23 protein-coding genes are annotated in these 25,423 nt (G+C 48.0%); 10 read left to right on the top strand and 13 right to left on the bottom strand.

All coding sequences use genetic code 11. The features are described from left to right. Positions 1–50 precede the first annotated feature (50 nt). Positions 51–584 carry a GNAT family N-acetyltransferase gene (locus HC229_RS08375; RefSeq protein ID WP_191020032.1) on the bottom strand — a complete coding sequence of 178 codons (534 nt, stop codon included), beginning with the start codon at positions 582–584 and terminating at the stop codon, positions 51–53. Between the two features lie 145 nt (positions 585–729). On the opposite strand from HC229_RS08375, the gene HC229_RS08370 reads away from it, so the two are divergent. Next, positions 730–1,950 carry an MFS transporter gene (locus HC229_RS08370; RefSeq protein ID WP_191020031.1) on the top strand — a complete coding sequence of 407 codons (1,221 nt, stop codon included), beginning with the start codon at positions 730–732 and terminating at the stop codon, positions 1,948–1,950. Here the strand turns inward: HC229_RS08370 and HC229_RS08365 are convergent, their stop codons facing one another. The 11 genes from HC229_RS08365 to HC229_RS08315 all read right to left on the bottom strand — a co-directional run bounded on the left by HC229_RS08365 (position 1,951) and on the right by HC229_RS08315 (position 12,842). After that, a complete protein-coding gene (locus HC229_RS08365; protein ID WP_191020030.1) occupies positions 1,951–2,664 on the bottom strand; it encodes an alpha/beta hydrolase in 714 nt (237 codons plus the stop codon). It abuts the gene before it with no gap. A 97-nt stretch (positions 2,665–2,761) separates the two neighbouring features. Then, complete coding sequence (locus HC229_RS08360; RefSeq protein ID WP_191020029.1) at positions 2,762–3,412, bottom strand: DEAD/DEAH box helicase; 651 nt, start codon at positions 3,410–3,412, stop codon at positions 2,762–2,764. 15 nt (positions 3,413–3,427) lie between these two features. Then, positions 3,428–4,552, bottom strand: coding sequence for a DUF695 domain-containing protein (locus HC229_RS08355; protein WP_191020028.1), 1,125 nt, complete (start codon positions 4,550–4,552; stop codon positions 3,428–3,430). Positions 4,553–4,568: 16 nt separating this feature from the next. Next, on the bottom strand, positions 4,569–4,994 hold the full coding sequence (locus HC229_RS08350) for a PH domain-containing protein (RefSeq protein WP_191020027.1): 426 nt from the start codon (positions 4,992–4,994) through the stop codon (positions 4,569–4,571). After that, positions 4,991–6,154: a sigma-54-dependent transcriptional regulator gene (locus HC229_RS08345; protein WP_191020026.1), complete on the bottom strand. Its 1,164-nt coding sequence runs from the start codon at positions 6,152–6,154 to the stop codon at positions 4,991–4,993. Before HC229_RS08345 ends, HC229_RS08350 begins: the two co-directional genes overlap by 4 nt. Positions 6,155–6,520: 366 nt before the next feature. Then, on the bottom strand, positions 6,521–7,822 hold the full coding sequence (locus HC229_RS08340) for an ABC transporter permease (protein WP_191020025.1): 1,302 nt from the start codon (positions 7,820–7,822) through the stop codon (positions 6,521–6,523). Positions 7,823–8,009: 187 nt separating this feature from the next. Then, the gene (locus HC229_RS08335) at positions 8,010–8,942 is read right to left on the bottom strand and encodes an ABC transporter ATP-binding protein (protein WP_191020024.1); all 933 of its coding nucleotides are present in this window, start codon (positions 8,940–8,942) and stop codon (positions 8,010–8,012) included. A gap of 208 nt (positions 8,943–9,150) precedes the next feature. Further along, on the bottom strand, positions 9,151–10,266 hold the full coding sequence (dnaJ, locus tag HC229_RS08330) for a molecular chaperone DnaJ (protein ID WP_191020023.1): 1,116 nt from the start codon (positions 10,264–10,266) through the stop codon (positions 9,151–9,153). 172 nt (positions 10,267–10,438) lie between these two features. Beyond that, entirely contained in the window at positions 10,439–10,993 is a 555-nt protein-coding gene (locus tag HC229_RS08325) for a nucleotide exchange factor GrpE (protein ID WP_191020022.1), read from the bottom strand. 409 nt (positions 10,994–11,402) lie between these two features. Beyond that, the gene (locus HC229_RS08320; protein ID WP_191020021.1) at positions 11,403–12,308 is read right to left on the bottom strand and encodes a TIGR01777 family oxidoreductase; all 906 of its coding nucleotides are present in this window, start codon (positions 12,306–12,308) and stop codon (positions 11,403–11,405) included. Positions 12,309–12,383: 75 nt separating this feature from the next. Continuing rightward, complete coding sequence (locus HC229_RS08315) at positions 12,384–12,842, bottom strand: DUF4442 domain-containing protein (protein WP_191020020.1); 459 nt, start codon at positions 12,840–12,842, stop codon at positions 12,384–12,386. Between the two features lie 401 nt (positions 12,843–13,243). Between HC229_RS08315 and HC229_RS08310 the strand changes: the two genes are divergently transcribed. The 9 genes from HC229_RS08310 to HC229_RS08270 all read left to right on the top strand — a co-directional run bounded on the left by HC229_RS08310 (position 13,244) and on the right by HC229_RS08270 (position 23,704). Next, positions 13,244–13,759 carry a DUF4870 domain-containing protein gene (locus HC229_RS08310; RefSeq protein WP_255508178.1) on the top strand — a complete coding sequence of 172 codons (516 nt, stop codon included), beginning with the start codon at positions 13,244–13,246 and terminating at the stop codon, positions 13,757–13,759. Between the two features lie 128 nt (positions 13,760–13,887). Continuing rightward, positions 13,888–14,115 (top strand): hypothetical protein, encoded by a 228-nt coding sequence (locus tag HC229_RS08305; protein WP_191020018.1) that lies wholly within the window; start codon positions 13,888–13,890, stop codon positions 14,113–14,115. Next, positions 14,112–14,450: a PadR family transcriptional regulator gene (locus tag HC229_RS08300; protein WP_191020017.1), complete on the top strand. Its 339-nt coding sequence runs from the start codon at positions 14,112–14,114 to the stop codon at positions 14,448–14,450. The genes HC229_RS08305 and HC229_RS08300 overlap by 4 nt, the downstream gene beginning before the upstream one ends. Beyond that, positions 14,447–16,219 carry a PspC domain-containing protein gene (locus tag HC229_RS08295; protein WP_191020016.1) on the top strand — a complete coding sequence of 591 codons (1,773 nt, stop codon included), beginning with the start codon at positions 14,447–14,449 and terminating at the stop codon, positions 16,217–16,219. The genes HC229_RS08300 and HC229_RS08295 overlap by 4 nt, the downstream gene beginning before the upstream one ends. A 1-nt stretch (position 16,220) precedes the next feature. Further along, positions 16,221–16,958 carry a head GIN domain-containing protein gene (locus HC229_RS08290; RefSeq protein WP_191020015.1) on the top strand — a complete coding sequence of 246 codons (738 nt, stop codon included), beginning with the start codon at positions 16,221–16,223 and terminating at the stop codon, positions 16,956–16,958. 356 nt (positions 16,959–17,314) lie between these two features. Next, a complete protein-coding gene (locus tag HC229_RS08285) occupies positions 17,315–18,088 on the top strand; it encodes a nuclear transport factor 2 family protein (RefSeq protein ID WP_191020014.1) in 774 nt (257 codons plus the stop codon). Positions 18,089–18,203: 115 nt separating this feature from the next. Then, on the top strand, positions 18,204–19,076 hold the full coding sequence (locus HC229_RS08280; RefSeq protein ID WP_191020013.1) for an ABC transporter ATP-binding protein: 873 nt from the start codon (positions 18,204–18,206) through the stop codon (positions 19,074–19,076). Positions 19,077–19,093: 17 nt separating this feature from the next. Then, a complete protein-coding gene (locus tag HC229_RS08275; protein WP_191020012.1) occupies positions 19,094–22,669 on the top strand; it encodes an ABC transporter permease/M1 family aminopeptidase in 3,576 nt (1,191 codons plus the stop codon). 204 nt (positions 22,670–22,873) lie between these two features. After that, positions 22,874–23,704: a GIN domain-containing protein gene (locus HC229_RS08270; protein ID WP_191020011.1), complete on the top strand. Its 831-nt coding sequence runs from the start codon at positions 22,874–22,876 to the stop codon at positions 23,702–23,704. Between the two features lie 501 nt (positions 23,705–24,205). Here the strand turns inward: HC229_RS08270 and trxB are convergent. After that, positions 24,206–25,168: a thioredoxin-disulfide reductase gene (trxB, locus tag HC229_RS08265; protein ID WP_191020010.1), complete on the bottom strand. Its 963-nt coding sequence runs from the start codon at positions 25,166–25,168 to the stop codon at positions 24,206–24,208. Positions 25,169–25,423 lie beyond the last annotated feature (255 nt).

Here is a 25,423-nt window from a genome sequence, read left to right as displayed (position 1 = left end):
ATGGCTGGAAGTGATTCCGGCCATTTTTATTTTAGACAAATATTCATATGTTATTCCTCGGGAAACTTCGGGTTGCGGATTTCGTACCAGCACTCGGGCCCGCCGTCGTATTCGAAACTTTCGGTATGCTGTAATCCGCATTTTTCAAGCACACGTCTCGAGGCGGCATTTCCGGCGGAGACGAAAGCATTGATCAGCGGGAGTTTCATTTGGTCGAAACCGTGCTCGATCCAGGCGCGACCGGCTTCTGTTGCAAAACCTTTTCCCCAGAATTCCTGGCGCAGGCGATATCCGAAATCGTAAAAATTCGAACGTCCGTTGACGTCTTTTTCAAATTTCAGCCCGCTCCAGCCAAGAAATTTCCCGCTGGACTTTTCGACCACGGCCCAACGCCCTATCCCGTTCGATTTATACTGGCTTTGTATGCTGTCGATGACTTCGTAAATGACATCCATCGATTTTACGGGATTGCGGCCGAGATAAATATGGACGTCAGGATTTGAATCTAAAGCGAAAAGACCGTCCGCATCCGAGATTTCGATTGGGCGCAGCAGCAACCTTGGTGTTTCTATTGAGTTTTGCATTCGTTAAATTTAGGGCTTTTTCCGGCGCTAAGAAAGCATAGGCCGCGCTTAATGACAGCTATCGCAAGCTTTTACTGCCGGCCAGACGTCGAATCACAAGCAACCTTTGGGCGCGAATGTTTAATTTTGCAGCAAATTCCTGATCATGCCTCTGATAGATTACAGCAATTTCCTCGATAAAATCCTTCCGAAACCCAAGTATAAAAAGTCGTTCCGGAATGCCAAACAGTCCTATCTCAACCGGGTGCGCTGGGCCGTCACGCTGTTTTACTTTGGCATGGGATACGCCTTTGCATCGTGGGCGAGCCGTATTCCGGATATCAAGAATAACCTCGACCTCAGCGAAGCCGACCTGGGAACCATTTTGTTTGCCATCCCTATCGGACAATTGATCGCGTTGCCAATTTCGGGCAAAACCGTGGTGAAGTACGGCAGCATCAAGGTTTCGATTATCGCGTTGTCACTTTATGTCTGCGCGTTGGTCACGTTGGGGCTTTCGCAGGAATCGTGGCATTTGGCCCTGGCGTTGGTATTTTTTGGGATCGCCGGCAACTTTTGCAATATTGCCATCAACACTCAAGGCGTGTATGCCGAAGGTCTTTTCCCAAAACCAATCATGGGTTCTTTCCACGGATCGTGGAGCCTCGCCGGATTTTTTGGCGCGCTCACCGGTATGGGAATGAACGCGTTGGGTTATTCGCCGGCGATCCATTTTATGTTTACCGCAATCGTGGTGTTGCTCCTCATCCTGACCAATTACAAATACCTCGTAAAGGCCAAACCACGCCAGCAACAACAGGAAACCAGCTTTTGGGCTGCATTTTCGGGCGTCCTGCCGTGGCTGGGCCTGATCGCATTTTGTTGCCGAACGAGCGAAGGCGTCATGTATGACTGGAGCGGCGTTTACTTTCGGGACGTGGTCAACGCAGAAGGTGCACTTGCCATGTTGGGCTATTCCGCATTTATGATCACGATGACTTTCGGACGCTTTTTGAGCGACAAACTCGTGGCGAAATTCGGCCGCCGCCGCATTCTCATCGTCAGTGGCATTACCGTCTCAATCGGTTTGGCGTGCTCGGTTGCCTTTCCGTACCTGATTCCGGCCACATTTTGTTTTATGCTCGTAGGGATTGGCGTTTCGATGATTTTCCCGATTGTGTTCAGCATCGCCGGATCAAACCCGAATGTTCCGACCAGCGCCGCCCTGACGGTTGTGACCAGCGTAAGTTTCCTCGGATTTCTAACCGGCCCGCCCGTCATAGGCTATATAGCAGAGGAATCGAGCTTGCGTTATTCGTTTGCATTTGTCGCGATTTTCGGAATTTTGATCTCGCTGTTGGTAAGATTCGTGAAGAGTATCCGATAGTTATTTGAGGATTGCTTCGAGATGACGCTGGAATTCCGGGTCGTCGTTGAACCGAATATGGCCGAGGCCTTCGATCGGAAAAAAATTGACGTTTGGGTTTTCTGACTTTATCCGAGGTGAATTGTCGAATGCAACGACCCTGTCGGCGGTTCCGTGGAACATAAAAACCGGACAATCCACATTCTTCAAATAGGCGGATGTCGTAAAATTATAGCGCAGCAACGACATCGGCACCATCGGAAAACGCTTTCCAGCGACAGCCGCCAAATCGTAATAAGGCGCCTGCAAGATCAGCATTCGGGGATGTTCTACCGATGAAAGCCAAGCCGCCGGGCCGGTTCCTATCGAAAATCCCGCAACGATGATTTTCTCATCCCGATAACGGGTTTTCATCTTATTGTAAGCCGTCCGGATATCGTCGAGAAATTCCTGCATGTCGGTTATCTCGCCTCCGCTTTTGCCGTAGCTGCGATAGTCGAGGATGAACAGATCGTAACCCAATTTGGTGTAAACGTCGCTCATGTAGCCCCAGCCCTCGAGCGACCCGCCGTTTCCGTGAAGGTAGAAAACGAGTCCTTTCGCCGGTTTTTCGGTGTGGAAAAGCAATCCGTGAAGCGAAACATTCCCTGAGGTGGGAATACGGATTTCCTCAAAAGAGGCCGGGTAATCGAACTTGTAATTTTGGGCGAGCGCAGGCGGCGCGTGAAAAATCAATTTTTCCTGAAAAAAATATAGAAATGTCAGCGCCAGCAAGTGAATCAGCAACAAGACGCCGAAAACGCGAAGCAACCGCCGAAAAAAACGGCCTTTCCTATTCTTCTTCACTTCCGGAATCATCCTGTTCATCGTCGTCTCCCGCCTCAAAAAACAAAGGCTCCGTCATGATTTTGTCTGCCAGTATTTCCACCCTTTCGGTAATTTCCGAACATGTGAAAACATACTGTGTCTTGGCGATACTTTCCGCCAGGCGCAATATTACCGCGTCGTGTCGCAGTTTGAACAAAACGTCTGCGTCGTCAATCCCTAAGAATTTTACGGTCGTCAGGTTAAAACCAGCCGAGGCGAAAAGGGCGTTGATCTTTGTAGGCGTCCCGACCAAAATGTCCACACCTAGTGAAATCTGGTTTTTGTCGTAATCGATGTCGCCTTTGTCGTGTGTCCCCAACACGCGCAAGTTGGTATATTCAGCATATTGCTCGAAGATTGACACCATTTCGAGCACACTCTCCTTGTCTTCCGTCAAGATCAGAGCCCTCGTACTTTCCCCTTCCGCCTTTTGGAGTTTTTGGATCGCATGCAGGACCAACATCGTCGACTTTCCGGATTGTTTGGGAGAAGCCGCCACGCAGTCGGCACCGCTCTTGATCGTCGACCAGGTGTCGGATATCAGTTCAAACGCGTCTTCGAGCCCGCTTTCGGCAAGTGCTTTTTGGAGATTCGGATTTATTTTCTTGAGTTGCAATTTGTTGTCTTTAAATTAAAATTCGTCGGTTTCGTCGAGGCCCTGATCGTCTTCGGCGATTCGGAAACGCTCGAGCGAATGCCAGTATTTGTCCTTGTAAATCGTATAGAACACCGGCAAAGTGTCGGCAAAGTTGGCAATAACTTCCGAAACTTTCCTTGATGCATGACGAAATTCTTTACAGGCGAAGAAAATTTCCCTCAGGCTGCATCCGGTTTCGCGCCCAACGTTGAGATAACCGTTCGCGTCCCTGAGTTCGTCCATGAGCAGTTGCTCGAACGCGTCCATCAACGCATAGGTTTCCACGTCTGGCATGCCGCCGTTTTTGACAAGGCCGTCGTACTCTATCTCGATATGTAAAATCCACGGATGAGAGGCTTTTGCGTCCCATTCGAGCAAATCGGAATTGTAGAGGGAAAGGATGGGCGAACCGTCGTCGAGCAGCACTTCGGTGCTCGTGTAGCGATCGTTTTGGGTATTCTTGCGGCGCCCTTCGTATTTTTCCACGAACTCTTTTTCGCGCCAATTGAGGTAATCAGGAAGTTTCGACATCGGAATGATTTCCGATCCCGGTTCGGCAGTGGCGATTACCGCTACGGCGTCGATTTGGGTCACGGTTTCAAGTTCTCCGAGGAAATTGTCGAGGAAAATCATCACGCCGTTCAGGATGTTGTCCTTTTCGGATTCCGTAAAATCGGGAAAAATTACGGCCAGGTTGATCTCATCCGGAAACTCGGGACGTTGGCGAACCGAGAACGACAGATTGGCTACCGAAAACACATATCCGGAATAATCGATGCTGACGTCATTGATCGCGGGTTTCAATGCCGTAAATTTCCATCGCTTCAAATGGGGCGCCGCCGCCACGAGTTCTTCGGTAAAAACGATGTTTCCGATGGAACCGTCTGGAGAAAAAACCAGCTCGGCCTGATTATCGCCCGACATTCCCGCCAACAGGAAAATAGAACTGTTGATCTGGCTCAATTGCGCAAAGACGCGGTCGAGGAAGTTGCGTTCGATGTCGTTGTTTTTTCGGATTATCCGGAAAAGCTCGGCCTCGTGGTGCGTGAACCAAGCCCAAAACTCCGCGTAATTGGTCGCAATCGATTCGGGTTTCCGGAATAATTTTAAGAACTTCATGCATGCTTTTTTTGCGTCAGACCGTGGCCATATCCCATCCTTTGACCCTTATCTCGAGGTTGGGCTGGGCATTTTTAAGCGCCTTTACGAAACCAATCTTATCTTTTGGGGAGATTACCACCGAGTTCATTTTATCATAATAAATCTCGAGCCGGTCGAGCGACATGGCGGGAGAGCTGACGAGGTTTCGCGATGTCTCGATCCTGTGAATCCTGGAAACGTCGATTTTCCGCCTCCAAAGCCCGCAACGGATGTGGAGCAAGCCACCTTCGATCCAATATGAAGTGTTTGCCGCCATGTACAGAAAATACGCGGCAAAAACACTGATGAGCACCAAGCCGATTACGGTGTGGTCTTCTATGAAACCATAAGCGGTCGCACCCACGGCAACACCGACGATGACCAGCAATTCAATGCCTATTTTTGAACGGAACCTCATCATTTACTGGCAAAAAGTTTGACGTCGTTTTCTGATATTTCGCTCCCGCCGAGAATAATCAGGCGTTCGACGACATTGCGCAACTCGCGTATGTTCCCCGTCCAATCGTATTCCTGCAACAGCTTGAGGGCCGCGTCCGAAAAACGCTTGGTTTCCTTGCCCTGCTCCTCTCCTATTTTCGATGCGAAATGTTCGACGAGAAGCGGAATGTCGTCCCGGCGCTCGTTCAAAGCCGGCACTTTGATCAGGATCACGGCCAGTCGATGGTACAAATCCTCGCGGAAGCGGCCTTCGGAAATTTCGTGTTTGAGGTCTTTGTTGGTAGCGGCGATCACGCGCACGTCGACTTTTATTTCCTTTTCGTCCCCGACGCGTGAAATCTTGCTTTCCTGAAGGGCGCGCAACACTTTGGCTTGGGCCGATAAGCTCATGTCGCCGATCTCGTCGAGGAAGATCGTGCCTTTGTCGGCGGCTTCGAACTTGCCTGCGCGGTCTTTCACGGCAGACGTAAACGCGCCTTTGACGTGGCCGAACAATTCGCTTTCGATGAGTTCGGACGGGATCGCGGCGCAATTCACTTCGATCAGCGGGGCATTCGCCCGCTCGCTTTTTTCGTGCAATTGGTGGGCGACGAGTTCCTTTCCGGTGCCGTTTGGGCCGGTTATGAGCACGCGCGCTTCGGTAGGGGCGACTTTTTCGACCATTTCCTTGATATGGAAAATGGGCTCGCTATTGCCGACCATTTCGTAGTTTCGACTGACTTTCTTTTTGAGTATCTTGTTTTCGACGACAAGCTGCTTTTTGTCTAGGGCGTTGCGCACCGTGTTCAAAAGGCGGTTCAGGTCTGGCGGTTTCGAGATGTAGTCGAATGCGCCAAGCTTCATCGCGTGGATGGCCGTTTCCATGTCGCCGTGACCCGAAATCATGACCATCGGGATTTCCGGCTTTATCTTTTTCACGGCTTCAAGCAGCTCGACGCCGTCCATCTTGGGCATCTTGATGTCGCACAGCACGAGGTCGTAATCGTTGGCTTTTATTTTTTCGAGGCCTTGCACGCCATCTTCGGCTTCTTCGACTTTGTAGGTGTCGTTTTCTTCGGAAAGGATTTTACCGAGAACGCGGCGGATGGCGGCTTCGTCTTCTATGAGGAGGATTCTGGACATTTTAATTAGCGAATGTGATAATTAGCGAATTAGCGAATGGGTGTGTTCGCTTATCATTTTTTTTGCTTAGCAGGGAAATTTACGAAAGTTCGCGCAAAAACAGATGATATGGTTTTGACAAATTTCGGACATGGGACGGAATTCCTAGCCCGGATGGAAGCGGTCAGCTTTTGTGGGCCGTGGCGCATTTTTTTGCCGAAGTGTGCGGGCGACCGAAGGAAGCCCGCAAAACGAGTTGCAAAAAAGCCCCCGGCCCGCAAAACTGGTAGCGGACAGCCGGAATTGCTACTAATTAGCGAATGGGATAATTAACGGACGGAAATGTGTCGATTCGCCAATTCGCTAATTCCCTAATTCGCTAATTCGCTAATTAGAATACCTCATCCACTTAAACATCTCTTTCCATGTCGGTTTTTTGCCGTACATCAAAATGCCGATGCGATAGATTTTGGCGGCAAACCACACCACGCCGAGGAAGGTTGCGAACAAGATCGCCATCGACAGGACGATTTGCCACCAAGGCACGCCGAACGGTATACGCATCAGCATCACGATAGGAGATGTTAGCGGAATGAACGAAAACGTAGTGGCTACACCGCCGTGAGGGTCGTTGATGACGGTAAAAAATCCGATATAGACGCCTAATATGAGAGGCAACATAATGGGCAAAAGGAATTGCTGGGAATCGGTTTCGTTGTCTACGGCGGCACCGATGGCGGCATAAAGCGAGCTGTAAAGGAAATAACCTCCGACAAAGAAAATAATGAACGAAACAATCATCGTAATGATCGGGAGGTTGCCGGCTTCGCGTATCAAAACCTGTATCGTTCCGGAATTTTCGGCCATCGCCATTGCCTGGGTCGAGGCTTGGGCGCTTGGCATGTCGACGCCGAACAAAGAGGTCGCTACCGCCATGATCACGAGCCCGATGATGGCCCAAATCGAGAACTGGAGCACGCCTGCAAGTGACGTCCCGATGATTTTGCCCATCATGAGCTGGAACGGCTTTACCGACGAAATGATGATCTCGATAATGCGGTTCGTCTTTTCTTCGATGACGCTGCGCATGACCATGTTGCCATAAATGATGATAAACATCATGATCAGGTAGCCGAAAAGCCCGCCTAGTGTAATTTTAAGCCAGTTGATGCCTTTGATGCTGTCTTCTCCTGATGATTTTTTGAGTTTGATGGAAACATCGGCGTTGGCCTGTTGGATCTTTAGCGAATCGAGTCCTGACTTGAGGTAATTGTCTTTTGTAAGACGGCGGGCGATTACGTCTTCGATGTTTTCCATGAACATGATGCCGGGATCTTCATCGGAATAATAGACGATGCTTTGTTGGAGTTCCGCGTTGGACGCGGCCTTTGGAATGACGAGCACGCCTTCGTAAGCGTGGCCGCCGACGGAATCCTGGAGTGTTTTGACGTCGGTTTGGGAATAATCGGCGAAGCGGTGTTCGTCGTCCGCCTTGAAATCGTGGAAGAACAGGCCGGTCTCGTCGTGGATGGCAATCGTCTTCTGGTCGGCTTTGAGCGATCCCAGATATCCGATAAGCAACGCAATCCCGGCGAAGATCAACGGGCTCAGGAACGTCATGACGATAAACGATTTATTGCGGACTTTGGCGATGAATTCGCGTTTGATGATCAGGGTAAGGGCACTCATGTATTATTGATTCGTTTGATTTTATTCTGTTGCGCTCCATACGATCCGGCCGCGCCCCGGGTGTTTATTTGATTCTGGATCCTAGGCTCCGTAGTATTCAATTTGGTGTTGTCCAAGATAAGGTCCGTACTTTCATTTTTGAACTTCAAACTTTAAACCTCAAACTTTAAACTTTAAACCTTAAACTTCAAACCTCAACCTTCTCCGTAACCGTCCGTATAAAAATGTCGTTCACGCTCGGGATTTTCTCTACGAAGTGGGTCACTTGTCCGCGGTTGGTAAGCAGCGACAACAACTCGTTCGGACGGGCGTCGCCGATCTGGATACTGAGTTTCAATTCGTCGTTGAGGGATTTGAAGTCGGCCTGGGAAACCATGAATTGCTGCGTAAGATCATACATCAGCCCTTCGACATTGTCCGTAACGATGCCGACCTCAAAATTTTGAGTGCGGTGCGCTCGCTTGACGTCGATAAGTTTGCCTTCGATGAGTTTGTTGGATTTGTGGATCAGCGCAATGTCATCACACAATTCCTCTACGGATTCCATTCGGTGCGTCGAAAAAATGATCGTGGCACCTTGCTTTTTGAGCGCGAGGATTTCGTCTTTGATGATATTGGCATTCACCGGGTCGAATCCGGAAAAAGGCTCGTCGAAAATCAGCAGTTTCGGCTTGTGCAGCACCGTGACGACGAACTGTATCTTTTGGGCCATTCCCTTCGAAAGTTCCTGGATTTTCTTGTTCCACCATCCTTTTATCTCGAGGCGGTCGAACCAATATTCGAGTTGCTGCTTGGCTTCGGCATGCGACAATCCTTTGAGCTGGGCCAAGTACAAGCATTGATCGCCCACCTTCATCGATTTGTAAAGGCCGCGCTCTTCCGGCAAGTATCCGATGTGCCCGATGTGTTTCGGCCCGAGCTTTTCGCCGTCGAGCACAACTTCGCCCGAGTCTGGATAAGTAATTTGGTTGATGATGCGTATCAGGGACGTCTTTCCGGCTCCATTAGGCCCTAAAAGCCCGTAAATACTGCCCTTGGGCACGGAAAGCGAAACGGAGTTCAAGGCCGTGTAGTCGCCGTATTGCTTGACGACGTTACGCACTTCGAGAATGTTGGTCATGTTGGTTTTTTAGTGGCGTAAAAGTAGTTTAAAATTGTTTAAAGTTCAATGTTAACCCTCGTCGACAACTTTAAACTTTAAACCTATAACTTTAAACCTCAAACCAAAAAAAACCCACCCTTATTTGCACAAGGATGGGAAAAATTGCTATGAAAAAGAAATTACTAGTTACCTAGTAACAATGTCAAAAATAACAAGGTTTTTCCAATTATGAAAACATATCCTTGACTTTTTCAAAAAAAGATTTTTCGCTCTTTTCCGGCGAAGGTGCAAAATTCGCATCGTTAAGCGATTTTTCGAAGAATTGCTTTTGCTCTTTTGACAACTCCCGTGGCGTCCAGACGTTTACGTGAACCAACAAATCACCGGTCGCGTAGCTGTTAAGACTTGGTACGCCTTTGCCTTTGAGTCTTAATATTTTTCCGGATTGTATGCCTTCTTCGAGTTTGATGCGCACTTTCCCGTTGACGGCATCGATGTCTTTCGCAATGCCCAAAACGGCTTCGGGAAAACTGATATAGAGATCGTAATGGAGATTTTCGCCTTCGCGCTTGAGGAATTCGTGCTCGGTTTCCTCTATGGCGACAATGAGGTCGCCGGGAATGCCGTTTCCGGGAGCGTCGTTTCCTTTATTGGCGACTTTGAGTTGCATGCCATCCGAAACGCCTGCCGGGATTTTGATCGATACGGTCTCGTCTTCCGCAACCATTCCGAAAGCGTCGGAATCCTTTGGCTTGTTATCGATAATCTGACCGATACCCTGACATTGCGGACAGGTCGAGGCCGACTGCATGCGTCCCAAAATAGTATTGGTCACACGCATCACCTGACCCTGGCCGTTACACGTCGGACACGTTTTATAAGTAACACCTTTGGCTTGCACCTTGCGTTTCACCTTTATTTTTTTCTCGACTCCGTTGACGATTTCCTCAAGCGTCAACTTCACTTTGATACGCAGGTTGCTCCCCTTGGCGCGACGTTGGCCGCCACCGCCGCCAAAGCCACCGAAACCGCCTCCAAACGCGGATCCGAAGATATCGCCGAACTGGCTGAAGATATCGTCCATATTCATGTGCTGGCCGCCGCCAAAACCACCGCCTCCATTGAACGCCTGATGACCGAACTGGTCATATTGCTGGCGCTTTTGCGGATCGCTCAATACCTCATATGCCTCGGCCGCCGTCTTGAAATTTTCCTCGGCCTGCTTATCGCCCGGATTTTTGTCAGGGTGGTATTCGATCGCTTTCTTGCGATATGCTTTCTTGATTTCGGCAGCGTCCGCTTGCTTGGAGACACCTAATATTTCGTAATAATCTTTTTTCATTTTCTCTCAGGCTGATTCAGCTCAAAATTGATTTTCTAACTGCGTACTTCGCTGACGTTCACTGCATCGGATTTGTGCACAGCGCATAGTGTATTACATTGCCAACTCCCAAATTCGCTAATTCGCTAATTATCACATTCGCTAATTCGCCAATTATCACATTTGCTAATTATCATTGACCGGTCACGACTTTCGGAAAGCGGATGATCTTGTCGCCCAACTTATACCCTTTTTCGATCACATCGACGATTTTGCCTTTCAATTCAGCAGATGAAGCGGGAATTTGCGTGATGGCTTCGGCAAAATCAGCATCAAATGCATCGCCTGCTTTTACTTCGACCTGCTCCAATCCTTTAGCCGAAAGCGTATTCCTGAACTTATCGTGGATCAGGGAAACGCCTTTGAGAAGATTTTCATCTCCGGCTTTGCTTATCTCGGCCATAGCGCGATCAAAATCGTCGAGAACCGGCAGCAATGCCAAAAGCACTTCCTGGTTTGCAGTCTTAAAAAGATCGATGCGTTCCTTGGCATTGCGTTTCTTGAAGTTTTCAAATTCGGCAAAAAGTCGCAAAAACTTGTCTTTCTCTTTGCCCAAATCTTCGCGAAGCTGTTCCTCGACTGACAATTGGTCAACAATTACCTGTTCTCCATTGGCATTTGCCTCCAGGGTTTGTTCGTCGAATTCGGGTTTGTTGTCGTGGATGTTTTCGTTGTTATCTGTCGCCATTGCTGGATTTATTGTTGATTTGTTGATTTTATTCGGATGCGCATCGTCTATTCGGCTGAAGACAGAATGATAATCCGATGCTTCAATGTTGCCGAAAAAACAAGGCGTGCGCGAGGGTGCAAATGTAGTTCCAAAATCGGACAAATGTCAAATTGTCATTTTAAAAAAGCCGGATGACAATTATAGAGAAATGACAATGACAAGTCAATGGGAAATATCGGAACGAAATCCACAATAGATCATCGAAAAACAGCCCGGGTTCAAATTTTAGCGTTTTTTTTACAACTATTTCGATTTCGATTCGTTATGTTTGTTTGAAAGAAAAAATTCAAAGGTTAAGCCCTCGGGCATAAGACATTATTAATTCACCTGTTAATAGGAAAAGCCCTGATCGAAATCGGGGCTTTTTTTATTTGAGTAATGCGGGAAGTGCTTTTTCAATCGTTTCATACTGGAAACGATAGCCCATTTCTATGGTTCGCTCCGGACTGACTTTTTGTGAGAGGAACAACAATGTCGCCATTTCCCCTAGCATCAGCTTTAAGAGCCATTCGGGCAGGTTCGGCATGAAATACGGCTTATTCAATGCCTTGGCGATCGCGGCGACCATTTCCTGGTTTGTTACCGGAACAGGCGCTGTTGCGTTGAACGTTCCTTCCCAACCCTGTTGCAATGCCGCAATGTATATCTCGACAAGGTCGTTTATGTGAATCCACGATTGCCACTGCTTTCCGCTTCCGAATGCCGCTCCGAAACCGAATTTGACCGGCTGCGCCACCTGAGGCAGCATTCCTCCTTCCCTGGCAAGCACCAGGCCCGTCCTTACCTTGCAGACCTTTATGCCCATCGAAGCAAAACGATCGGCGGCAGCTTCCCATTTCTTTACGACACAGCCTATAAAACTTGGCTCCGTCTCTCTTGAATTCTCCGTGTGGTAGACGGTCAGGCTGTCTTTGTAGATGCCAATCGCTGAAGCGGAAATAAATTGGCGCACGGAATTTGGGTTTTCCTTTAGCGCCTTGAGCAACAAATTGGCGGACAACACGCGACTCTCGACGATTTCCTGTTTGTATTTGCGTGTCCAGCGCTTGGAAATGTTCGCGCCAGCAAGATGGATGATCGCGTCAACGCCGTCGAGGCTTTTCTCATCGATGAACTCCTTTGCCGGATTCCAGAAAAAACCTTTGAGATGCGGCTCACTCTTAATTTCCTGCCTTTTCGTCGTAAGGTAATGCACGCTTACCTGATGGGCTGCGAGCCTTGCGATGAGTTGCTTCCCGATGAGACCGGTCGCGCCGCTAATGAGTACTTTCATTTCGTATGGTTTTTCCCCTAAAGATAGCACCGGCAACTGGGCGCGGTAGGAAAAGAGACGTTAATTATCACAGTTTTAACGCTGGCGCCGTTTAAGGGTCCATTCGAAATCCATGACGGAAACCTGCTCGCCTTTATCATTTACCGCCACTGTCTGCATCCAGCACGTCACTCCCTGATTTGTGAGGATCGCTTCGTCGACGGCTTGTTGGATTTTTTCTCCGTCGGAGCAAGTAAAGGTGATGCGCCCTACCGCTTTTTTGGAAAACGATGATTTGTTAGAGGCGACGAGCATCGAAACCGGCTCGCCCGACGACCTGATCGCATTGGTGACAAGCGCGCCCGTCGCCAGCTCGGCAGCCATCGCCTGAACCGCAAAGTACATCGAGTTGAACGGGTTTTGGTTAATCCATTTGAATTTCACGGACGTCTCGCACTTTTGCGCGTCTATAGATTTAACGCGGACGCCGCACCAATAAGCGGACGGCAATTTAAAAAACAGGAATTTGTTGAACTGGCTCGCGGAAATACCCATGAATACTGCGGTTTTTTGCTAAGTTAACGATTTCCGGAAAACTGGTTGGCGCGCGTCGGTAGGATTTAGAGTTCTAGGTCTTAAACCTGTTAGGTCTTATAGACCTGTTAGGTCTTATGGATCTTACGTTTAACTTACTGAATAATGCTGGCAGGAGCAGTCTGCGAATTTAGTAATTAGCTTGCCCGAAGTTTGCGAACTTGTCGAAAATTGCCGTGAATCATCTGGCAGTAAGCCTTTTAAACATACATTAAAAGCGTATCAAAACATCGCATCTGTTAACTTTTTGTTAAATATTAGTACTATGCAAAACAAGATACTTGCTTTCATATATATATTTGCATAAGAAATTACTAGGTCAATCAATCATCATGGAAACATCAGCAAACAAATCAACCGCAATGTTAGTGCACCTAAGCACTTTCGGTCAATGGATCTTCCCGTTTTTCGGAAGCTTCGTATTCCCACTAATCCTTTGGAGCGCATTTAAAAAAGAATCGCGTTTCATCGATCACCACGGTCGTCAGGCGCTCAACTTTCAATTGAGCATCTTCACGTATATTTTGGTACTGGCGCTTATCGGTATTCCGATCTTCATCTTCACGGTTTTCAAGAATGTTCCTTTCGAGCACATGGTCAACGACGGTTTTTATGTCGGGCCCGACCACACGCCTGAGAATATTTCAGGAATCGTAATATTGGGCATCATGGCGGTCGTGCTTTGCTTCTTCCTTAAAGTCGCCGAATTCTTCCTTGTCATTTATGCGGCCGTGAAAGCTGTCGACGGAGTCGAATACCGCTATCCGCTATGCATTCCTTTTCTTGCTGCGCCTAATCAACCGCAGGAAGTTGCACCGTCGGATCAGTTACCTCAAGAAGGAGAAGTCCAATCGCCAATCAACCAGACAACGGCCTAATCAACCAGTTGTATCGATTACCGGGTCTAATCAGCCCACATCATCATCAATCATCCATCACGGGTTTCATTCATCGCCGAGGCGCAACCAATTGTTCGGAGCGCAGCGGAAAAAATCAAAAAACGGACATGTTAAAAATCATCACTCAGCTTTGTATGTTCCTCGTTGGAACACTGGCACCGCCGCCAAATGTCACTTCCGAAACGACTTCCGAACCGGAACTTCGGGACGGAAGCCCAATCAGGGCGATCACGCTCTGCCCGGCCATCGCGCCGCAACACCGAATCATCGAATCAGAATCCATCGCTTATTTCGAATACCCGATGGCGTCATCACAATTAAAAGTGGAATTATGAATATTGAAAACACAAAAGCCCAGATGCGCAAAGGTGTACTCGAATTCTGCATCCTGAGCGTCCTTCGCGAAAAGGAAGCTTATACGTCAGAAATCCTTGAAACATTGAAAAGCGCCAAACTGCTTGTGGTTGAAGGAACGGTATATCCGCTGCTCACAAGGTTAAAAAACGACGGACTTCTCACCTATCGATGGGAAGAATCTACTTCGGGACCGCCGCGCAAATACTACGGACTGACCGAAAACGGCAAAATTTTTCTAAATGAACTCAACGGTACCTGGACAGAACTATCGGATGCCGTCAACATAATCACCAACCAAAAATCGCAATCATGAACAAGACTGTAAATATTAACCTCGGCGGAATGTTCTTCCACATAGACGAAGACGCTTACCAGAAATTGAGCCGCTACTTCGAGGCGATCAAACGCTCGCTGAACAATTCTACCGGTCAGGATGAAATCATCAAGGACATCGAAATGCGCATTGCGGAGATCATATCCGAAAAGCATGCCCACGACAAACAGGTCATCAATTCCCGCGAAGTTGACGAGGTGATCACCATCATGGGCCAGCCGGAAGATTACCGCATCGAAGACGACGGACAACCCGCCGCTGCCGCTTCGTATGATATTCCCGGAACCAAGCGCATGAAGAAATTGTACCGCGATACTGAAAAAGGCATGGTTGGCGGTGTTGCGACAGGCCTCGGGCATTATTTCGGGATCGATGCCGTCTGGATCAAGATCCTGTTCTTAATCTTCGTTTTTGCCGGTTTCGGAACCGGGATCATCGCTTATTTCGTGTTGTGGATCGTGACGCCAGCCGCCCAAACCACGGCCGAAAAGCTGGAAATGCGAGGAGAACCGGTCAACATTTCGAACATCGAAAAGAAGGTTCGGGAAGAGTTCGAGAACGTAACCGACAAGTTCAAAAATGCCAATTACGGCCAAATAGGCAGCCAGGCCAAGACCGGAGCCGAGCGCGTTGCCAACAACATCCTCGACGTTTTGGGAAAGATATTCAAGGCGTTCGCTAAAGTGCTCGGCGCGCTGATCGTCGTTACCTGCGCATTTTGGCTAATAATAGGATTCATCAGCCTGTTTACGTTAGGATCGTCGACGTTTTTCATAGACATGCCGCTGAACCGTTATGCAGAGGCCGTGAATTACACCGACCTTTCGCTGTGGATGGTAGCAACGCTAATATTTTTCGCACTCGGGATTCCGACATTCTTCCTGCTCATCCTGGGATTGAAACTGTTGGTGAGCAACCTCAAATCGATTGGTAACATTGCCAAATATACATTGCTGGCCTTGTGGCTGATCTCGGTCGGGATATTGATCGTCCTTGGCGTCAAGCAAGCTACGGAAATCGGGTATGACGGCATGACTGTCGAAAAACAAACGATGAACGTTTCCGCCGGAGACACGCTTCACGTAAAATTCCGGTACAATGACTATTATGCGAAAGATTTCCGACACGAGGAATTCGAATTCACCCAGGATGAGAAAGGCAATGACGTGATTTATTCGAATAACGTCCACATCACAATCCAGTCAACAGACGAGAAGCTGCCTTACATCCAAATTGAGAAAATCGCACGCGGAAAATCGCTTTCGGATGCCCGCAAACGTTCGGAAAAAATCAACTATGGCTTTACCATTGAAGGAAATAAGTTAACTTTAGACAATTATTTGCTTACGCAGGTCGAGAACAAATTCCGCAAGCAGAAGGTCGAAATCTATCTTTTCGTCCCGGCCGGAATCTACCTGAAACCTGACGAGAGTGTCGAAAATTACGACTGGAGCGACGACAGCTTCTTCAATCTGCACTATTCTGGGGAATACAATTATAAGGTAGAAAAAGACAAAGTACGTTGCCTCGACTGTCCTGCTGACGAAAACGATTGGGATGATGCAGCAACCGACCTTGACGAAAACGACACGACAGGCGGCTGGGTGATCCGAAATGAAAAAGACAGTACCAAAACCATCACGATCGACAAAAACGGCGTCCGCATCGAAAATGGCCAAAAATCAGAGTCGGGAAAATTGAAAAGTTTGAAACTCGACGAAAACGGAGTAATCATCAAAACCGAATAAAATGAAAAACATCATCCAATCGACCATCACCTTTGCAGCCGCCGCGCTGTTGACGCTAAGCCTTAATTCATGCGGTGACTTCGATATGAAAACCATCGTAGGCAGCGGAAACGTAAAGACCGAAACGAGACAGATCGCGGGAGAATTCGACCATGTGAGGTCAGAAAGAGGCCTGGATGTGGTAATCATCCAATCGGATCAAGTGAGCGTCGTGGTCGAGGCCGATGACAATCTGTTGCCGAAGATCGAAACCAAACTCGAGGGCAAAACTCTTGTGATTACTTCGGAATACAACAGTTACTCGAACGTTTCATCGAAAAAAGTGACGATAAAAATGCCAAAGGTTTCAGGACTTGATGCCGAAAGCGGATCCAATATCAAGTCGGAAGGCATCATCCGCAGCGAAAAAACAGATTTGTCCACCTCAAGCGGGGCCGCAATGACTGTAACGATAGAAGCCGAAAAGCTGACAGTCGAAGCCTCGAGCGGCAGCAATATGGAAGTTTCGGGCAAAGCGCTCGATTTACAGACCGATTCGTCCAGCGGAAGCGTGATCAAGGCAGGCGACCTTTTGGCCAACGACATTACCTCGGATGCAAGTTCGGGAAGCAGCACGTTGGTGCACCCGCTCGTTAAACTTGACGGAAGCGCCTCAAGCGGAGGTTCGGTGAAATACAACAACGATCCAAAATCGTTCACTAAGGACGAAAGTTCGGGCGGAAGCGTTTCGAAACAATGAGATAATTAGATAATTAGAAGATTAGATAATTAGAAGATTAGATAATTAGATAATTTGAAGATTGGATAATTTGAAGATTGGATAATTTGAAGATTAGATAATTAGAAGATTGGATAATTTGAAAATTAGATAATTTGAAGATTAGATAATTTGAAGATTGGATAATTTGAAGATTGGATAATTTGCAGATTGGATAATTTGAAGATTGGATAATTTGAAGATTGGATAATTTGAAGATTAGATAATTTGATAATTTGAAGATTAGATAATTTGAAGATTGGATAATTAATTCTCGGGGCTCCATTCCGGATGCTACATTAATTCAGAAAGTACCAGCAACCCATTATCTTATAGTCATGAAACCATTTTTACAAAATTGGGCCGGGTTGCTGTTGCTTTTTTTGAACCTCACCTGCCTCGGACAAACCACTGATGTTGAGAACATCATACGCGAAAGCGACCGGTCGTTCTGGACCGCATACAACAATTGCGACATCGACGGCATGCATCGCTTCATAGCCGATGACGTAGAATTCTACCACGACAAAGGCGGCTTACAAAAAGGCTGGCAAACATTTGAGGAAACCTCGCGAAAAAACCTTTGCTCGCGGACTGGTTGGCGACTCAGACGGGAACCGATCGAGAACAGCATCCAATTTTATCCGATGGCGTCAAACGGGAAAATCTACGGCGCGATCCTATCCGGCGACCACAAATTTTACGTGACTGAAAACGGCCAACCGGAATTCGCATCCGGAGTAGCAAAATTCACCCATTTGTGGCTGCTCGAAAACGGAAATTGGAAGATGACGCGCATCCTGAGTTACGATCACGGCCCTGTTCCTTATGTGAATATGCGCAAGTCGATCAGGATGTCACCCAAACAACTCAGGCAATTCCAAGGCAAATACGACAGTGCGGACGGCGTAATTACAGTCACGCCAAATAAAACGTATCTGTCGCTTTCCTTGGGAGACAAAAATTTTGATATTTTTCCCGAATCGGCGGCGGTATTCTTTACGAAAGAACGCGATCTCACGTTCGGGTTCATTAAATCCGGTAACAAAATCGCGCAGTTGGTCGTCACGGAAAATGGCGGTGTCGTGGCGCGTGCAAAAAAATCGGATTGACACATGCAACCCTGCCAACAAAATTCCCGTCTTGACCATGCGGGATTTTTTTTGCGCATAATTCCTTACATTACAACGACCAACAAACATTCATCATCAATCAAAAATCGCATTTATGGAACTTGTCATCAACAACATCGACAAGAAATATCCGAATGGCGTTCACGCACTTCACGATGTTTCGCTAACTATCCAAAAAGGAATGTTCGGGCTTCTCGGGCCCAACGGTGCCGGAAAATCCTCTTTGATGCGGACCCTTGCCACGTTACAGGACGTCGATAGCGGATCGGCTCATTTGGGCGGAATTGACATTCTGAACGACAAAGCATCGCTTCGCAAGGTGCTCGGCTATCTCCCACAGGAATTTGGCGTCTATCCTCGCACCTCGGCAATTGACTTGCTCGACCATCTCGCGCTGCTGAAGGGCTTTGACAATAAATCGGAGCGCAACCAGATCGTAGGCGAACTCTTGGTAAAAGTCAATCTTTGGGAGCATCGCAAGAACGCCGTGAGCAGCTACAGCGGCGGGATGCGACAGCGTTTCGGGATCGCACAATGCCTTATCGGAAACCCGAAACTGGTAATTGTAGACGAGCCCACAGCCGGGCTCGATCCCGGGGAACGCAACCGCTTTTACAACATTTTGAGCGAAATCGGTGAAAACGTAATTGTGATCCTGTCGACGCATATCGTCCAGGACGTGCGCGAATTGTGTACGCAAATGGCCATTATGGACAAAGGAAAGGTCCTGTTCAGCGGCAATACGGACGAAGCCCTCGAACAAATCAAAGGGCGCGTTTGGGAGAAAAAAATCGACAAGCATGCGTTGGCGCAATACCAAACAGATTACAAGGTGATTTCGAACAAGCTCGTCGGAGGCAATCCGCTGATCCACGTTTTTTCAGACAGCGATCCTTCGAGCGGCTTCACCAGAGCCGAAGAAAATCTCGAAGATGTCTTTTTTGCCAAAATCCACGAACTCGTCTAACCCAAAACCAAAATCTTATGTGGAAATTTCTACAATATGAGTTGCGGTATTGGTCGCGCACTCCCATGGTCTGGATCTTTATGTTCATCTACGCGCTGTTCGCCTTTGGGGCCACGGCTTCGGACAGCATCATCATCGGTGGCAACCCGGCCAATATCTTCAAAAACGCCCCTTACCAAATCGTAAGTTTTTACGCGGCGCTGTCGATCATCTTCCTCGTGCTCACGACGGCATTCATGAACGCTACGGCCAATCGCGATTTCGAAACAGGCATGTACCAGTTCGTTTTTTCGTCCCCAATCAAAAAACGAGATTATTTCTTTGGGAAGTTTCTCGGTGCTTTCATCGTCTCATTGGTTCCGATGTTGGGCATCGTCATCGGCATGCTCCTCGCTCCTATCCTGGCTGTCACTTTCGATCTGACGCCGGCTGAGCGCTATGGCGATACTTATTGGACGGCCCATTTGCAGGGCTTTCTCGCTTTCGGTTTGCCGAACGTTTTCATCTCAGGAACGTTGATTTTCGGGCTTGCGATCATTTTTAGGAATACGGTCGTTTCGTTCGTAGGAACGGTGCTGATGATCGTGTTCTATGCAGTTTCGGACAGTTATCTCGGAGATTTGCAAACCGAATGGATTTCTGTCGTTACGGACCCTTTCGGGACACGCCCGTTCGACATCATGACCAAATACCTGACGATAAACGAAAAGAATTACAGTGTCGTGCCTCTCGAAGGCGAATTGCTTTGGAACCGTTTGCTTTGGATCGGGATTGCGTTTGTTGCCCTTTTGCTGATCTACTGGAAATTCTCGTTCAACATGAAAAGCCAGAAAGCAAAAGTCCGAAGGGTAAAATCGGAAAAAACGCCTCTAATCACGAACGCGGTTTTCGAACCTAAGAATCCGGGCGTCTTTACTTTCAAATCCTGGTTGCATCTGGTTAAGTTCGAAACGAAATCCGTGATCAAAAACCCGGTTTACATTACCGTGATGGCGATCGGATTCATCATTTTGATCGTCGGATTCTGTACGCTGACCGACAGTTTCGGCACGACGCGTTATCCGACGAGTTATATCGTGGCCGACAGCATAGCCGATTCTTACGTAATATTCTTCTACGGATTCATTGCGTTCTACACTGGCGTGCTCGTCTGGAAAGAACGAGATGCGAAAATCAACGAAATACAAGACGCGACGCCCGTTCTTTCGGGAATGTTGTTCACCTCAAAATTCGTCGCCATTTTTATCGCATTGCTTATCGTGATGGTGATTTCGATCGGCTTGGGAATGGTGACGCAGCTTTTTTACGGTTACACGAACTTCGAGCCCGGCGTGTACTTCAAGGAACTTATCCTGTTGCAGATGTCGCGCATCCTGTTCCTCACGACGCTTTCGCTATTGTTCCACTACCTGATCAACAACCGCTATATTGCGTGGTTCGCCTTCATCGCGTTCCTTATCGTAAACAGTTTTATCTGGGGCGTCCTGGAAATCGGGACCAACATGGTCGCATTTGGCGCGCGCCCGTACACGCGATATTCGGACATGAACGGTTACGGTCCTTTCGTCGAGGGCGTTTCCTGGTTCAGTTTGTATTGGTCGCTGTTTTGCCTGCTCTTGTTTTTTGTGATTTCGGCTTTTTACATCCGAGGCAAGGAAGAACATTTCAAAGCGAGATGGCATAATGCAAAACGTCGCGTGGCCGGCAAAAGTATTGCGATTGCAGCAAGTTTGGCGGCTTTTATCCTTTGTGGAGGATTCGTCTACTACAACACACTAGTGCTCAACACCTACGATTCCGGAAAGGAAAGCGAAGACAAAATCGTGGCTTACGAAAAAACATACAAAAAGTACGAAGGGCTGAACCAGCCGCGTTATGTCCGATTCGATTACGCCATCGACCTCATTCCGGAACAGCGAAGCATGAAAGCCAAAGTCACGGCCTGGGCGGTCAACAAATCCGATAAGCCCATTTCCGAACTACATTTTACGATGCCGGATTTGACTGACAGCGTCAAAGTCACGATTGCGAATGCGAAGGAAAAACTCAAGGACACCCGCCTGCTCTATCGCATCTATTCGCTTGGCAAACCGTTGCAGCCCGGAGATTCCACGCAAATCACGATTGAACTGTCCAAAGTAAATCGCGGCTTTGAAAACGAAGTCAGCTTTACCGGATTGACCCAGAACGGCACTTTTTTCAACAGCGATAATTTGTTGCCGCGATTCGGTTACCAGCGCGAGTACGAAATCCAGGATAAGAACAAGCGCGCCAAACTCAAGCTTCCGGTTCGCCAGCGCATGCCGAGGCTCGACGACCACAACCTGAAGGCACGCTCGAACACGTATATCGGCAACGATTCCGATTGGGTTTCGGTAAACACCACGATCAGCACAGCTCCCGACCAGATCGCCATCGCCCCGGGCTCGCTTATAAAGGAATGGAAAAAAGACGGCCGCCGTTATTTCCAATACAAGCTCGACCATCAGGCACTCAACTTTTACTCGTTCATTTCGGCCAAATACGAAGTGGCGCGCAGAAAGTGGAGAGGTATCGAGCTCGAGGTTTACTACGATAAGAAACATGCGTTCAACGTTCCGAACATGCTTAATTCGATGCAGAAATCGCTCGAATATTACACGGAAAATTTCGGCCCTTATTACCAGAAGCAATGCCGAATCATAGAGTTTCCGCGCTACTCGAGTTTTGCCCAGGCGTTTCCGGGCACGATGCCGTATAGCGAATCGATAGGTTTCATCACGGATTTGCGCGACGTCAAGGAGAATGACATCGACATGGTATTTTATGTCGTCGCACACGAAATGGGCCACCAGTATTGGGCGCACCAGCTTTGTGGCGCCAATATGCAGGGAAGCGAGATGATGAGCGAAGGTTTTGCACAATATTCGGCTCTGATGGTTATGGAAAAGGAATATGGAAAAGACAAAATGAAGAAATTCCTCAAGTATGAAATGGATGATTACCTTTCCGGACGCAGCTCCGAGCCTGAAGCCGAACGACCTTTGATGAAGACCGAAAGCCAGCAGTACATCCACTATAACAAAGCCAGCGTCGTAATGTACTACCTCAAGGAAATGGTCGGGGAGAACAAAACCAACCAGGCGTTGCGCAATCTGCTGAACGAATTCGCCTACAAGGAACCACCTTATGCGACGTCGAACTACGCGATACGGGAATTCAGGAAAGTCACGCCGGATTCGCTGCAATACCTGATTTCGGATATGTTCGAGAACATCACGTTATTCAGCAATCGCATGATGAAAGCGAGTTACCAAAAGAAAGGTGCTGATTATCTGGTGACTTTGGAGACAAAATCAGAGAAGTTCCGGTCGGATTCCATAGGGAATGAAAAACCGGTCCCAATTATGGACTATATGGATGTGGCAGTGTTTTCCGAACCCAAAGAAGATGCCCAATTCGGGAAAATCCTCGCAAAGAAACGCATCAAAGTCAACAAAAAAGACAATGTGTTCCAGTTTACGGTAAAGAAAAAACCGTTCAATGCAGGCATCGATCCCTACAATTATCTCATTGACAGGGTGCCGGACGACAATGTCAAGAAGTTCGACTGATAGTAATTATTTTGTAAGCCGCGGGTTAGTGTATTCGCGGCTTACTTTTTTTTGCTGATTGATGCTGATCTTGGGAGGGTGGCGGCGCAGCGAAGCGGAGCCGCCGAACGCATCGCAAGAAACTTGACCTACCTGTCGACTGAATTTCTATATTTGTGCACAATCAATCCAGGCCGGCGGCCGAACAGAGCGTAGTTAAACCACATGAAACAAATTTTACTCGTTTTGCTTATCGGAATCAGTTATTCGGTAAGCGCGCAAAAACTTAAGGGATCGAAAATCGTAACGACGTCCGTCAAGGAAATCGAAAATTTCGAAGCGATAGAAGTTACCGATAACGTCGAGGTTTTCCTGACCAAAGGCGATAAATCAGAAGCTGAAATCGAAGCCGACGACAACCTTCACGAGTCGATATCGATCACGCAAAGCGTCGGGATTTTGAGGATTTCGGCCACACAGCAAATCGGCAGCCATAAAAAGTTCAGCGTCAAAGTCATTTACACGGACGATCTGAAATTGCTCACCGCCAAAGGAGGCGCCAACGTCACGGCACTAACCGATCTTCAACTCGACGATTTCACGATTAAATCGCACGACAATGCCAAAGTTTTCGCTACCGTCAAAGGCAAAAAATTCACGTTGATGGCCAACGACAAGTCCAAAACCGAGCTCAATGTTTCGGCTGCGGAAACCGTCGTCGAACTCAACAACAATGCGAATTTAAAGGCATTGATCTCCTCGGATAAACTGACTTTCGACATGTACCAAAAGGCGTCGGCTGCCATCGAAGGCGATGTGAATTCGCTAAAACTTCGGTTGGACAACAACACGAATTTCGTCGGAAAAAACCTTACCACCAAAATCGCAGACCTTACCACGGAGGGCTCGAGCAATTGCAGTATTGAAATCGTAGAAAAAGCGGTGATCGCGGCTTCCGGAAAATCGGAAATCGACCTTCACGGCGAGCAAAAGATCGAGATCAACAAATTCAGCGACAATGCGATGATCTCGAAAAAAAATAACAGAGTAAAATAGGTTTATGGCTGTCAAATTATGCCGTTTCGCTGCCGCCCTTTCACTGTTCGCATTGATTTCCTGCTCATCGGACGAATCTGGAAACAATCAACTGATCTACGGTCAATGAAGACAATACAAACGAACCTGGGGAGGGCAATTAAGTCCCATTACGGCATGTGAATTCAAGTCAACGCTCCAGTTCTTAGACGATGGCACGCTTATGCGCATGCTGGTTTCCGTCAGTGAGGACCCTTGTCACGTTTTGACCCAAAACATGGTTTTTTCCAATAAAGGCAAATCGCTGGTGATGATTATGGACAACGGCTATAAAAAAAGTACAGGGTCATCAATCTTACTGGGACCAACCTCGAAATTGAGTTCATTGACAGTTCAATCGATTCCGACCCGCACGGCCCCGACCGATTGAGTCTCAGCTACCAAAAAATGGACTGAATTACCCTAAATATAAAAATCCCGTTCAAAGACGGGATTTTTATATTTAAAAGCAGTTTTGCAATCTTACACCGTAGCGTGATCCTCGATCGATACGAGATAACGTTCCGCATCCAGGGCTGCCATACAACCTGTTCCGGCTGCCGTTACCGCCTGGCGGTAGATATTGTCCTGGACATCGCCGCAAGCGAATACACCCGGCAAATTTGTCTTTGTGGATTTTCCGTGGGTAATCAGATAGCCTGTAGCGTCCATTTCCAATTGTCCCTTAAAAATTTCGGTATTCGGCGTGTGACCGATGGCGACGAACAATCCCGTTACCGGAATCTCTTGCTTTTCACCTGTCACGTTATCGTAAACGCGTATGCCTTCGACCACCTGGTCGCCCAGCACTTCGTCGACTTCGCTATTGTACAAAACCGTAAGGTTCGGCGTATTGTTGACGCGGTGCTGCATGGCTTTCGAGGCGCGCATATGGCCTTTGCGGACAAGCATCGTGACATTTCTGCAGATATTGGCCAAATACGTCGCTTCTTCTGCTGCTGTATCTCCGGCTCCTACTATGGCGACATCCTGTCCTTTGTAAAAAAAGCCGTCGCATACCGCGCAGGCTGAAACTCCGCCTCCCCTCAATCGTTGCTCGCTTGGAAGCCCCAGATATTTCGCAGTCGCTCCCGTGGAAATGATCACGGTTTGGGCATGGATCTCGGTTGTTCCGTCGACGATGATCTTGTGCCAGCCGCCTTCTTCCTTGTGGAACTGCACCATCGTGACCATACCGATGCGCACCTGGGTTCCGAAACGCTCGGCTTGTTGCTGCAACTGTACCATCATCGAAGGGCCGTCAATTCCTTCGGGATAACCCGGAAAGTTGTCCACCTCGGTAGTGGTCGTGAGTTGTCCACCTGGCTCAAGACCCGTGTACATCACCGGGTGCATGTCTGCGCGAGCCGCATAAATTGCAGCCGTATAACCAGCGGGGCCGGATCCTATGATCAAACATTTTACTCTTTCGATTGTATCTGACATATCGTTTTGTTGTTGGATTTTCGACTGCAAATTTAGCTGATTTTGACCGATCAAAAATCGCTTTGTAGATTACTTTTGCCTATATGTGAATAAGTTTAGGCTGGCGCCCGGGCGTGCTCGGGCAAGCCAGCTGTTCACTGCTACCTAATTAAAAAAATACAGATGCGACTCAAAATTTAATTCGCGTTTTTTTCGCGATTGCCATTGACGGTCAGGTTGCTTGGAAAGAATTTCCCCGAGATTAAAAAATTTGCT

This window comes from Flavobacterium selenitireducens (assembly GCF_014748335.1).
Lineage (GTDB): Bacteria > Bacteroidota > Bacteroidia > Flavobacteriales > Flavobacteriaceae > Flavobacterium > Flavobacterium selenitireducens.
Note: the sequence above shows the minus strand (reverse complement) of the source record. Positions and strands in the feature narration are given on the sequence as shown.